This window comes from Sphaerothrix gracilis Ecp01, from assembly GCF_030405905.1.
In the GTDB taxonomy this organism is placed as follows: Bacteria; Cyanobacteriota; Cyanobacteriia; order Phormidesmidales; family Phormidesmidaceae; genus Sphaerothrix; species Sphaerothrix gracilis.
In genome coordinates, this window is the sequence record NZ_JASATW010000001.1 from 194,095 (window position 1) to 206,579 (window position 12,485).

Here is a 12,485-nt window from a genome sequence, read left to right on the forward strand (position 1 = left end):
CTTACTTACGTAAACTCTTTATTAGCAGCCAGTAGGGTGGGCAGTGCCCACCTACTACTCAATCGGCCTTTTGTAGTGGCGCGACACGCTTAAAATAGTACAAATTATCAACAGGCTCAAACCCTTGAATTCGGTGCGTTACGCTACGCTAACAGCACACTACTTAATGCACTATTTTAGCTGTGTCGCGCCAGTAGGTTCGGTTAGCGCTAGCGAAACCCAACCTACAGTTACTCACAACATTAAAGCTGACAGACCAGTAGGGTGGGCAGTGCCCACCCTACTCAATTGGCCTAGTCGCGGTTGACAGCAATTAGCAGCCGCAGGATGAAGATAAACAGGTTGATGTAGGTCAAATACATCGACAGAGCTGCCGGTAAATACTGCTCGTCCTTATAGGTACGCGGCAGAATATAGAAGTCAACAACCGCAGCGCCAACAAACAGCAGCACCCCAATGGCCGAAATAGCAATCTCTAGAAACTGAGGCGTTTGGCCACCGAATATAGCAAAGAGAAACTGTCCTACCAGCACAACGATCAGGGCAATCATGCCTAACCCGACCGTTTTGGTTAAGGCAATGCCGTCTTCATCAGAAAGGTTAGAGCCAATCTGCCGAGCCGCAATAAAGGTAACGCCACAGCCCAAAGCGGCAAACCCAATGCCGGTCATGCCGACCCCAGAAGTACTAAGGGCCACATAAACTAGACCGCTCAGGGTATAGCCTGAGAGCAAACTGTAGGTCGCTAGCAGCGGCAGAGCAGTTGAATTGTTGCCCTTTTCAGCTACGCCTCGCGCTACGAAGAACAAAACCAGTTCAGCAACCAGCGCCATCCAGAAAGTAGGCATAAATATACCAGGGTTAGTTGCAAGTACCTGGATGCCACCAAAGGTGCCTAAGGCTGTCAGAATTAGCCCACCCCCGACATAGGGCAGGGCATTAGCAACGACGTTCGGCCCTACGAGAGAGCGCCCATTGGCCTGCCGAAAGGCTTCCCGTAGATTGCTTGTGTTACTCATATAAATTTTCCTCAGTATGACTAAATGGTTTGTTCAAGCAGTTTATGAGTTCTATCTTTTGATTTTATCGAAAACAAACGGCTTCAATCTAGCCGCAGATACCGAATGAAGCTATTCGGTCACTCGCAGCTTTTAATTCAGCCGCATCACTACAACGCCTTTAGCAAGTTTCCGGAAAGATTAGGCTCAGTAATTCTGCGGATTCATGGGGCTGTGAGCAACCGCAGTACCGTAGAACAACGATGGTTTTGGTATCGTCCCCTACCCAAAATGGAAGCAACAAACGATGAACTCGCTCGCTAAACAAGGTACTCCGCAGATATGACTAGTCAAACTGCCTCTCTCCGCTCCCGTGGCATGGAACTGCTGGTTGCTTACAAGCAAAATCCCTCTATCCCAATGCGCAACCAGTTAGTGAAGCTCAACACTGGCCTAGTCCGCAAAATTGCTCATCGGGTCAGCCATCAGTGTTCTGAACCCTACGAAGATCTTGAGCAGATTGGCTATCTCGGTCTTATCCGCGCTATTGAGCGATTTGATCCGGCTCAGGGTTGTGCTTTCAGCTCTTTTGCTGTTCCTTATATTCGCGGCGAAATGCTGCACTTCCTGCGCGATCGCGGCACTGCTGTTAAGATTCCCCGTCGCTGGCAGGATCTACAAAAGGAAGGGCAAAAAAAGCAGATGGAGCTGCTGCGTCTGTTAGGCCGTCAACCCAGCGATGCCGAAATGGCCGCAGCGCTTGCAGTTTCCGTTCAGGAGTGGCGCGAGGTGAAACTGGCTAGCAAGAACCGTTCTCCCCTGAGCCTTGACGCCACCGTTTGCCAGCAAATGGACGCAGCCATCACGCTAGGAGATACTCTGCCAGATGCCCACTATCAGCTTTTGCAGGCTTTAGAAGAAGACCGTCAGCAGCTACAGCAAGCTTTGAACCAGCTAGAAGGCAAAACCCGCTCTGCTATTGAGTTTGTTTTCTTCAAAGGTCTATCGCGCAAAGAAGTGGCTGAGCAGATTGGCGTTAGCCCAATGACCGTTACCCGTCGGATTCAGCGAGGTATCGAGCAAATGGTGGCTTACCTGCAGCCTCAATTGGCTCAGAGCGATTCCTAAACTGCGCCCGTTTCTAATACATCTCTCCTCTCAGCTAATATCCTCTATTGGGGGAGCCTCTAGCAGGCTCCCTTTTTTTGCGCTTTTGACTCGCTGCCTAACACCTAGAGCTGGAATCAGGATAGGGGCTAGATCTGATAGGCTGATGGACTAGGGCAGCAAGCGGGGCGGATACGGAGGCTAAAAATGGGCCAAGAGAATATTCAATCTGATCGAGCTGATTCGCTAGCGTTTGGGCAGTTGCAGCAGCAGTTACGCGATCGCTGGCTGTCTACCGACTATTTTGATCCGCAGCCACGAGAGATTCTAGTCATTCCTTCGCTGAGTTTAGATCAGCAAGAACTACAAAAAATTGAGGGCGTTCACCACTACGAAGAACGGCTACTCTTTGCTCTAATTCGCCTGCGCAATCCCCGTACTCGGCTGATCTATGTCACCTCTCAGCCGCTTCACCCCAGCATCATCGACTACTATCTGGAACTGCTGCCCGGTATTCCCAGTTCCCATGCCCGTAATCGCCTAAAGCTGTTTGCCACCTATGATGCTTCTCAAAAGCCCTTAACGCAAAAAATACTGGAGCGGCCTCGCCTCGTCGAACGTATCCGCCAGTCCTTGCACACTCAAAATGCCTACATGACCTGCTACAACTCTACACATTTAGAGAAAAAGCTTTCCCTAGAACTAGGTGTCCCTCTCCTCGCAGTCGATCCAGACCTTTTAGATTGGGGGACGAAAAGCGGCAGTCGTCGTATTTTTGCCGACTGCGGCCTACCCCATCCGGACGGTAGCCAACTGGTGCACACGCGGCGAGATTTGGCCACGGTGAGCGCTGAACTGTGGGAACGGCAGCCACACCTAAAGAGAATGGTGATCAAGCTGAATGAGGGCTTTTCCGGCGAAGGTAACGCTTTGCTGTCTTTGGACCAGCTTGCCGAGGTGGCCCCCGGCACAGCTAGCCATCAAGAACGCACTGCACGTTTTTACGAACACCTATCAAGCCTGCGGTTTCAGTGCATGACAGAGCACTGGGAAAACTTTGAGCAAAAAATTCACGACTTGGGTGCGATCGCGGAGGCATTCGTGGAAGGAGACGAAAAGCGATCGCCCAGCGTCCAAGGTCGGGTAACGCCTTTTGGAGAAGTAGAAATGCTCTCAACCCACGACCAAGTTCTAGGTGGCCCTGACAACCAGGTCTTTCTAGGCTGCTCGTTCCCAGCCGATGCAGCCTATCGATTAGACATGCAGGCGATGGGCCGTCAGGTTGGTGAGCAGTTAGCGGCTAAAGGAGCAATAGAGCGCTTTGGCGTAGACTTTATTGCTGTGCGACAGCCTGAGGCTAAGTCCGGTTGGGACTTACAGGCCATTGAAATCAACCTGCGCAAAGGCGGGACGACCCATCCCTTTATGGCCCTGAAGCTGCTGACCGACGGCAAATACGATCCCCACGATGGCATTTTTTATACGCCCCAGGGCCAGCCTAAGTACTATCAGGCATCTGACAACCTGCAAAAGGAAGCGTACCGGGGTCTGCTTCCCAGCGATTTAATGGATATTATTGTGGCTAAGCGGCTGCACTTCAACTCCATCGCGGGCACCGGAGCTGCCTTTCACCTGATGGGTTGTCTATCAGAGTATGGCAAGCTGGGGATGACGGCAATTGGCAACTCACCGGAGCAGGCCGAAGAAATTTACCAAAAAGTGACCCAGGCGCTAGACGAAGCCTGCGGTGAACAAGACCCGGTAGAAAGTTTTGAATCTGCGGATACAACCCAATATTAAATCCCAAGACGCTGAGCGTCCTTCAACAGGATGCCTTAGGCATTTTTCAGCGCCCGCTCAATCTCCCGCTTCTCCTGCTTGCGCTTCAGGCTTTCGCGCTTATCGTGGAGCTTCTTACCGCGAGCTAGCCCCATCAGGACCTTGACCCGTCCATCTTTTAAGTACATTTTTAGCGGCACTAGGGTCAGCCCTTTCTGCTCTGTTTGACCAATCAGCTTGCGAATTTCTTGCTTATGCAGCAGCAGCTTACGACTACGTCTAGGGTCGTGGTTGTAAGTCTGGGTGGTCATAGAGTGGGGCGAGACATGCACATTGAGTAACCAAGCTTCCTCATTACGAATTAGGCCGTACCCATCTCGCAAATTGACCTTGCCGGCCCGAATCGATTTGACTTCAGTGCCCACTAGCTGAATTCCGGCTTCATAAGTTTCTAGAATTTCGTAGAGATAGCGGGCCTGTCGGTTGTCGGTGATGACCTTGTAGCCGCCACTAGAATCTTTTGCCATATCATCTGCTCCTCGTCACTTACTCAACCACCACACACCACTGATGCAGTTCGTACTCAACGCAGCCATTAGCAATCAGCGGATCGCGCTGCACAATCGCTTTTGCCTGCTCTAAAGAGTCCGCCTGAAACAGCAACATGCCACCGCCCCGTTCAGCCCAGTAGCCGCTGCGAGCTTCGTGCCCCTGACTAATTAGCTTGCGAACATACTCAACATGGGCAGGCACGTGTCGATCGAAGGTGGCTTTATCGACAATGCCTTTTTCTATTTTGGCAAACCAAGGCATGGAGAATCTGACTTATCCGAAACAGAGTAATAGACTAGGCTTTTAGAAGCAGCAACTCAGTCTATCAAGCCCATTGTATGTTGTATGGAAAACGACCTAAAACTTCGCCGCTTTTTTATTGCGTTGCTGCCACCCACTGCAGTACGAGACTATGCCAACGAGATTAAGCAGCATTTTAGCGATCGCTACCAGAGCCGCGCGGCTCAAAAATCGCCGCCCCACATCACGCTGCAGCCCCCTTTTGAATGGCCGATGGCTGAGCTGAACCGTCTAAAGTCCGTTCTGACTACATTTGCCGCTCAGCAACCCTCTGTGCCTGTCAGGCTGTCAGGCTTTGGCGCTTTTCCGCCACGGGTCATCTATATAGACGTGCAGCATACAGATGAGCTTATGGCCTTACAAACTCAGCTCTCTCAGCATTTAGAGAAGCAGCTCAATATCGTTGATACCCGTTCCCAGAATCGTCCTTTTCGGCCTCACCTAACAGTAGCCTTCCGCGATTTAAAGCCGAAGGCTTTTCGGCTAGCTTGGCCCCGCTTTGAAGCGAAGTCAGCTGAGTTTGCGTTTAAGGTATCCCAGCTTACCCTGCTAATTCACGACGGTAGGCGCTGGACAGTGGCTAGAAATTTTCGTTTTGGCACCACGTAAAATAGCGGCAGAGAAGTTTTCTCTGCCGCTAAAGGCTGCGTTAATCAGCCACAAGAGCATTTAGCTCATAGTTGCGCGGCTGCGATCGTAGGTTGCCCAAAAGCTAGGATGGACCTTGCCTTGGATATGATTCCAATACCGAGATGCGGTTTCTGGCAGACCCACTTCTGCGGCTAGGCGACCCAGCATCGTTTGCTGACGACGCTTGACGTTGCTGTGATGGTTCATCATGGCTAAACGAGCGCGATCGCCGACTGCACCAGTCGCAGAAGCCACAGGCTGGGCCGCAGGCGTCGCTTCAGGCTGCTCGACAGCTTCACCAGTCTTGTAAGCCACACCACGATAGACTAGGTCTAAGGTGGGCTGATGAACAGCGGCTTTAGCCGGGTTGCGGAATCGAATATCGACGCCGCGATATTTGCCGCGCTCAGGAGCAGTTTCAGCCTGAGTCGCGGGCGGAGTATAGTCGTAAGTTACGCCACGGTAAGTTAATTTCATGGATTCGCCTCCATATCAACGTATTGTCTCACTGTGTCAATGTGAGGCGCGTTCCTTCAGGGAGCGACCCCTTACTTCCGTCTCTTGGCAATGACTTAAAACAGCTTCAAGCCAAAAGATGAACGATTTGCTTTGTCTTTCTGTATTGTATGTTACCGTTTCGCATTTTGCCAAGGCAATTTAATACGGTTTTCCACCGAAAAAGACAAAATCTTAGCTAAAACCTCCACAAGACTGAACTTGCGGAGGCTTGAAAGTGAGCTTATCTCTATCCAAAGAGTGAGATTAGCTAGAGATGGGGCTACGAACTAACGGTAGCAGTTTGTCCTACGTTGGTGGGATAGCGCAGGACAGCGGCTAGCGGACTTTTAGCTGGCATCTTGTCAGCCGTCATCAAGTAGACCTCACCCCCCTGCAAAAAGGTACGAACAGCGGCTAGATCAGTTAGGTCAGTAGCTTCTGGAGTTCTTTCCTCTAGCAGCGTGACCGTATTGGAGTTTGGCTCAAAAGCGCCCCATTGCTGATGTCCAGCCTGGACGAAAAGGGCACCTACCTGACCGTAGTGAGCCGCTGGAATGACTTCTTGCATCTGGGTGACGGCTTGCCCCGTGCCTGACAGCTCATTAAAAGACGCTAGTGCCTGGGACTGGAACTGCTCAAAGTGGGGCTGAACTACCTGCCATGCTTTGGCATGTAGTTCTTGATGGCTGAGATTGTCAGGATTGCCCTCAACGCCTGTTTCTAAAACTTTGCTGTAGTCGCTGACCTCACGATACATGGACTGTATACGTTCAACCCCAGCCAGAACTAAAGGAGCTTGTTCTTCGTGCAAGAATCCTTGGAGGCCATTGTTAACCTGCTGCAGATAGCGACGAACTTCGTTTTTGTCATCGGTTGTGCCGACGCCTTGACCGTGATATACCGGCGAACCACCACCTGCATTGGTGCTGTGGAACTGTAGCTGCTTTTCTGGATCGTCGTACTGTAGGGCTTCTGCTAGGCTGCCAGGAATATCTTCAAGCATCACTTCAGCGATCTGGTGCTGGGTCGCCTGGAACAGTCTTAGCTGATTTTCGCTCAGGGCCAAGATGAAGAAAGTACCGTCATTGGCAAACAGCGGCATCAGCGGCTTCAAGTAGAAGCGATCGCTCACGACTGTATGCTCTTCAAATGAAACTGGCAGACGGTAATAGCGGAAAAAATTGGGCGCGATAAACATCGCCAGTCCCTGGCTCTGATTTTGCCAAAAGCGGCTAGTTTCGTTCATTTCAAAGGCATAGGGCTGAGCTGGCTCCAGCAAAGCTTGAATTTCAGTGCCTTGCATGCCCAACTGCTGGAGCTGTTCTTCTGCCTGTCTAAGCTGGTTCTTCAGCCGAATCGGATCTTGGCGAATCTCTTGGCTGGCCACATGTGTAGGAATGTAGATAGACACTGCAGGCGACTCAGCCGTTTCAAGGATAGATTTTAGGTTTGCTTTTGAAAGTAAAGTCATAGTCTTTATCGTTATTACAACAGGCTTTGCAGGTGTTGCCTGCAAAGCGATCGCTGGGTGGACTCATTCCTCAAGCTGAGCTTTGAGATGATCGGCCACTCGCAGCGCATTCGCCACCAGAGTCAATGTAGGATTCATTGCCCCCATAGATGGAAAAAAGCTGGCATCGACGACATAGAGATTGTCTACATCGTGAGTACGGCAGTTGATATCGAGCACGCTGCTGGCCGGATCTTGGCCAAACACACAGGTACCTACTTGATGCCAAACCACCGCCGACTTCATGGTCTTACGCCAGAACATAAAGAATCCCAGTTCGCGCAGGTGATCTTCTAGAACATGGATTAAATCAGCATGGGGCTGAGTATTATTGGGCCGGTGGTGTACCGTAATTCGCCCCTGATGATCCACGGTGACTCGGTTCTCGTAGCGAGGTAGGTCTTCAGTGGTCACCCACCAGTCTACGGAGTGAGCAGCCAGATATTGCAGCGTTTCCACAGGCATTTCAGTGGGGGCCATGTGCTGTAACCGCTGCCACACAGCCTTACCCGTGAGCTGAATTTGGCCCAGCGGATAATCCTGGGCTGGCCCTTTGAAGTAGTAGTCATGAATGCCCAAAGTTTTTTGGAAAACAGTGGGGTTGGGTTCATCCGCTACGGAAATTAGGGCCGAATGATTGTGAAACATCAGGTTGCGGCCCACCAATCCTGAAGAGTTGGCTACCCCGTCAGGGTGCTTGTCATTGCCTGAGCGCAGCAGCAGCTTGGCAGAGTTGATGGCTCCACAGGAGACAACTACAGTGTCAGCGCTAAAGGACTGAAGCTGACCGTTCAGCTCAACCTCTACGGATTCGATCCGCCGACCGGATGCATCCGTTTGCAGGCGGGTCACGAGGGTATGAGTTAGCAATTGGACGTTCTCATATTGCCGCGCCGGATCAACGCAGGCAATCTGGGCATCACACTTGGCATCCACCAGACAGGGATAGGGATCGCAGGTTTCGCAGCGAATGCAGGGACGATTTTCAGGATGCTCTTCGTCCCGGTTAAGCGCTAGGGTGAGGTGAACCGGATTGAGGCCGCGATCGCGCAGTTGGTCAGCTATTTGCTGAATGCGAGGCGCATGGGCAAAGGGGCCGTAGGGGTATTCCGCCGACATGGGCGGCTCTGTCGGATCTTCGCCCCGCTGGCCGTGAATTTTAAATAGGCTTTCGGCGCGGGTGTAATAAGGCTCCAAGTCGTTATAGGTCAACGGCCATCCGGGAGAAACGCCGTCGTAATGCTGTAAATCTTCAAAGTCCTCCTGCCGCATCCGCTGCAGGGCGGCCCCATAGACCTTGGTATTGCCACCAACAAAATAGTGAATTTCCGGACTAAACGCTGTTCCATCCGGCTCGTACCATTTTTCATCAGCCTGATAGCGCCGCTCTAAAAAAACTGCGTCAGGATTCCAGTTGTCTTTCTCGCGTGGCAGATAGCCACCCCGCTCTAGAACCAGAATACGCTTACCCGTGGGGGCTAGGGCATAGGCCAGAGTTCCACCGCCAGCCCCGGCACCAATGATTAAGATGTCGTAGTGATTGTGCATGGAAAAATCGGAGTTAAGGAGCAGACGATAAAAGCTCTACCCGGTCGGCAAACCTTAAGCAGCAAGGTGACCTACCCAGTCGTACTCGCCCTGACGCAGTTGGTCTACAGTGGGCATTTTTTGTAGCCGCATCAGTTCGCTGATAGCAGCAATATCGCGATCGCGGTTGATTCCAGCCACGGCCCGCACCTGATCGCCTTTAATGTAAAACGCTAAAAACTTTGGTTCGGCCAAATCGCCGTGATGCAGCACCTCATCCCAGTCTTCAGCATGACCCACATAGCGCAGCTTCAGGTCAAACTGCCCTGTCCAGAAGAAAGGGAGGCTAGTAAAGGGAATTCGCTGGCCGACCATGTTACGGGCTGCAATACGACCATGTTGCTGGGCCAAACGCCAGTGTTCGATGCGTACAGGTTCCCCGGTTTGAGCGCTCGGAAAACGGGCAATATCCCCAGCGGCATAAAGCCCTTCGGTAGCTTGCAGGTGAGCATCAACCGGAATGCTGCGATCGCTCTCGTGTAGCTCAATTCCCGCAATCATGTCGGTGGCGAGTTCAATCCCGACGCCGATCACAACTAGATCGGCAGCGAGGCGATCGCCGTTATCAAGCACAGCCGCCTGAACCGTGCCCTCTCCTTCAAACCGCTCTATCTTGTGGCCTAGCTTGAAAGTGACGCCCTTTTCTGCGTGTACTCGCTGAAACAGCTTACCAACAGCCTCGCCCAAAATAGACTCGAAGGGAACCTCATCTGGCGCAACCACAGTCACGTCTAATCCCTGCTGGGTCAAGCTAGCAGCCACTTCCATACCAATAAAACTAGCCCCTAGCACAACCGCTTTCTGAGCCTGCTGAGCAGCGGCTAGCAGCGCCTTGGCTTCCCCTGCCTGATGCAGCGTAAAGACATTTTCTAAGTCGGATCCGGGTAAATCCAGCTTGCGGGCTTTGCCACCGGATGCGATCAGCAGCGCGTCGTAGCTGAGGGTTTCACCATTGCTAAAGGTCAGCTTTTGGGCCTGAGTATCTACCTGAGTGACAAAGCGATCGCTAAGAATCTCAATATCATGCTGCTGATAGAAGTCCTCCGAGCGCAGCGAGGGCGGCGAAGAGGGCGAATCACTCTGCAGGTACTTTTTACTTAAAGCGGTGCGATCGTAGGGCAGTTTAGACTCAGCCGTGATCATCTGTACTTTGCCCTTGAACCCAAGCTGCCGCAGGGTTTCAGCCGCCGTGCTGCCTGCGGCTCCTGCCCCCAGTATGACGAAAGTTCTAGCGTCTGCATCAGGGTCATAGGCTGCCATCTTTGGGATTCGCTGGGCGGGTGCCGACTCTGGCAAGTTCACCCAAACAGTGTCTCCTTCAACAAAAGCTGCAAAGCTAGGCAAGCTGTCTAATCCCGGTGGCTCTAGCTGATCGCCTGTTTGCACATTGAAACAGGCATTGTGCCAAGGACAAACCACGCGATCGCCGCTGAGAACACCCTGATCGAGCGGTGCGCCCAGGTGGGTGCAGTGCGCTGCGATCGCATAGACCGCATCTCCTTGGCGGGTTAGCAGCAGCGGCGTGCCCTCAACCTTAAAACGTTTCATTGCGCCCGGCTGAAGCTGATTTAGTTCGCAAGCCTTATGTTTTGACATACCAGTCGTAGAGTTTCGGATTGGAGTGAATATAGATTTAAATATGAGCAAGATAACCTTCCGCTTATTGACTTGGCGATCGCTCAGTCAGAAAAGCGGTTAGATATTAGAGGCTTTCGCTTTGAACAGCTACCTTTTCAAAGGTGTCACAGCAAAGCTTTGAAAATTAGCTCACAGCTAGCTGCCTGTTTCCTGCCTGGTCAAATTAAAGTCAAGAGCAGCAGAACTAGCCTAAAAAAGTAAATGTAATATCTAAAGGTTAGAAAACTTTAGCAAAGCCTGATTCCCTCTTAAGTTATAAGTTGTAGCTTCAGCGCTCTCCCGGTACAGGCCCAAACTGTCAGGAGCAAGCCCACATCACGATTTTTTGAATTGCTAAAAGTATTCGCTTGCGGCTAAGACAGCATTCAAGCCAGCTTCAGCTAAACAGCTTTTTAACCCACTTCAGCTTGCCTTCGTAGGGGGGGTAGCGCACCGGCAAGTCTAGCCAAAACGGCTTTTTGAGAATGCTTTTGGAGTGAGTGAAGGTGTCAAAGCTGGTTTTACCGTGATAGGCTCCTAAACCGCTGTGCCCAACGCCGCCAAACGGCAAATTGGAAATCGCTACATGGGTAATCGTTTCGTTGAAGCAGAGTCCTCCAGAAGAGGTTTCCTGCTGAATTCGCTCTTTATCCTGACCGCTGTTGCCGAAGAAATAGCAAGCTAGGGGTTTGGGGCGGGCGTTAACGAAGGCGATCGCCTCATCAAGGGTTTCGTAGGTCATCACCGGCAAAATAGGGCCAAAAATCTCCTCCTGCATAGCTGGATGAGCGGGCGTAACCTGATTGATCACCGTGGGAGCGATGTAGCGGGTTTCTGCCTCCGTCTGGCCGCCAACAACCAGATGTCCTTGTATTAGCCCTGAGAGGCGCTGAAAATGCTTGTCGCTGATGATGCGGCCAAGGTCAGGACTCTCCTGAGGCTCAGAACCATAAAATTCCTGCAGCGTAGATTTGATAGCCGCTGTCAGTTCCGGCTCAATCTGCTGATCCACCAAGAGATAATCTGGGGCAATACAGGTCTGCCCTGCGTTGAGAAACTTGCCCCAAACAATTCGCTTCGCCGTTACCGCTACATTGGCGTCTGCCGCCACAATGCAGGGACTTTTACCGCCAAGCTCTAAAGTGACCGGGGTAAGATGCTTGGCTGCAGCCTCCATCACCACCTTACCGACGTGGGTACTGCCTGTAAAAAAGATGTGGTCAAATGGCTGCTCTAGTAGCTCTTGGCTGGTTTCTACGCCGCCTTCAGCAGCAGCAATATACTCCGCCGGAAATGTCTTATCAATTAGCTCTGCGATCGCCTCTGACGTTTTCGGCGCAATTTCAGACGGTTTAACAATGGCACAGTTACCAGCGGCGATCGCCCCTACTAGCGGCGTCATCGCTAGCTGAAACGGATAGTTCCAAGGACTAATAATTAAAACAACGCCCAGAGGTTCTGGATAAATCTCGGCTGAGGCCGGTAAAAAAGGCAGCGGTACGCCTACCCTCTGCGGTTTCATCCAGCTTTTGAGATGCTTTAGCGCATGGGAAACTTCACCCGTGGCACTTAGCTCAGTTGTGTAAGCCTCAAAAGGCGGTTTACCCAAATCATCTGCTAGCGCTTTGAGCACGGTTGTTTGGGCGGCAGCGATCGCCTCTTTTAGCCGCTGGAGCTGCTCAACACGAAATTCTCTAGGTTTGGTCTGACCTGAGGCAAAAAACCGTTGCTGCTTGGCGAACAGGTCGGCAACAGCAGAAGTTGCTAGCTGAGTCATGAGCAGAATTAGAAGAAAGAGCAGGACATTGAAATCCTCTTCTCAATCTTAACGAGAGTTCAGATTCTGCGCAGGCAAACTTCTTTGCGCTGAAACAGCTTCCGCATTCAGCTCGAGAAGTCAAACTCGC

12 protein-coding genes and 1 riboswitch are annotated in these 12,485 nt (G+C 51.7%); of the genes, 4 read left to right on the plus strand and 8 right to left on the minus strand.

Going from position 1 to position 12,485, the window contains the following annotated elements:
* Positions 1-293 precede the first annotated feature (293 nt).
* Entirely contained in the window at positions 294-1,019 is a 726-nt protein-coding gene (locus QJQ48_RS00890) for a Bax inhibitor-1/YccA family protein (protein WP_346289286.1), read from the minus strand.
* 105 nt (positions 1,020-1,124) lie between these two features.
* Between QJQ48_RS00890 and QJQ48_RS00895 the strand changes: the two genes are divergently transcribed.
* The 3 genes from QJQ48_RS00895 (at position 1,125) to QJQ48_RS00905 (ending at position 3,905) form a co-directional block, all read left to right on the plus strand.
* Positions 1,125-1,322: a hypothetical protein gene (locus QJQ48_RS00895; protein WP_346289287.1), complete on the plus strand. Its 198-nt coding sequence runs from the start codon at positions 1,125-1,127 to the stop codon at positions 1,320-1,322.
* Positions 1,323-1,340: 18 nt separating this feature from the next.
* The gene (locus tag QJQ48_RS00900; protein ID WP_346289288.1) at positions 1,341-2,126 is read left to right on the plus strand and encodes an RNA polymerase sigma factor SigF; all 786 of its coding nucleotides are present in this window, start codon (positions 1,341-1,343) and stop codon (positions 2,124-2,126) included.
* Between the two features lie 186 nt (positions 2,127-2,312).
* A complete protein-coding gene (locus QJQ48_RS00905; RefSeq protein ID WP_346289289.1) occupies positions 2,313-3,905 on the plus strand; it encodes a peptide ligase PGM1-related protein in 1,593 nt (530 codons plus the stop codon).
* Between the two features lie 35 nt (positions 3,906-3,940).
* On the opposite strand, the gene smpB is transcribed toward QJQ48_RS00905, so the two are convergent.
* Entirely contained in the window at positions 3,941-4,411 is a 471-nt protein-coding gene (gene smpB, locus QJQ48_RS00910; protein WP_346289290.1) for an SsrA-binding protein SmpB, read from the minus strand.
* Between the two features lie 19 nt (positions 4,412-4,430).
* Entirely contained in the window at positions 4,431-4,697 is a 267-nt protein-coding gene (locus QJQ48_RS00915; protein WP_346289291.1) for a YciI family protein, read from the minus strand.
* A gap of 84 nt (positions 4,698-4,781) precedes the next feature.
* Between QJQ48_RS00915 and thpR the strand changes: the two genes are divergently transcribed.
* Positions 4,782-5,345, plus strand: coding sequence for an RNA 2',3'-cyclic phosphodiesterase (gene thpR / locus QJQ48_RS00920; protein ID WP_346289292.1), 564 nt, complete (start codon positions 4,782-4,784; stop codon positions 5,343-5,345).
* Between the two features lie 60 nt (positions 5,346-5,405).
* On the opposite strand, the gene gifA is transcribed toward thpR, so the two are convergent.
* From gifA to QJQ48_RS00945, 5 genes are all read right to left on the minus strand, one after another.
* Positions 5,406-5,843, minus strand: coding sequence for a glutamine synthetase inactivation factor IF7A (gifA, locus tag QJQ48_RS00925; protein ID WP_346289293.1), 438 nt, complete (start codon positions 5,841-5,843; stop codon positions 5,406-5,408).
* Between the two features lie 45 nt (positions 5,844-5,888).
* A riboswitch (Glutamine riboswitch) is annotated at positions 5,889-5,970 on the minus strand.
* Between the two features lie 174 nt (positions 5,971-6,144).
* Complete coding sequence (locus tag QJQ48_RS00930) at positions 6,145-7,335, minus strand: baeRF7 domain-containing protein (RefSeq protein ID WP_346289294.1); 1,191 nt, start codon at positions 7,333-7,335, stop codon at positions 6,145-6,147.
* A gap of 63 nt (positions 7,336-7,398) precedes the next feature.
* Entirely contained in the window at positions 7,399-8,922 is a 1,524-nt protein-coding gene (locus tag QJQ48_RS00935; RefSeq protein ID WP_346289295.1) for a GMC family oxidoreductase, read from the minus strand.
* A 54-nt stretch (positions 8,923-8,976) separates the two neighbouring features.
* The gene (locus QJQ48_RS00940) at positions 8,977-10,557 is read right to left on the minus strand and encodes an FAD-dependent oxidoreductase (RefSeq protein ID WP_346289296.1); all 1,581 of its coding nucleotides are present in this window, start codon (positions 10,555-10,557) and stop codon (positions 8,977-8,979) included.
* 418 nt (positions 10,558-10,975) lie between these two features.
* On the minus strand, positions 10,976-12,355 hold the full coding sequence (locus QJQ48_RS00945; RefSeq protein ID WP_346289297.1) for an aldehyde dehydrogenase: 1,380 nt from the start codon (positions 12,353-12,355) through the stop codon (positions 10,976-10,978).
* Positions 12,356-12,485: the final 130 nt, after the last annotated feature.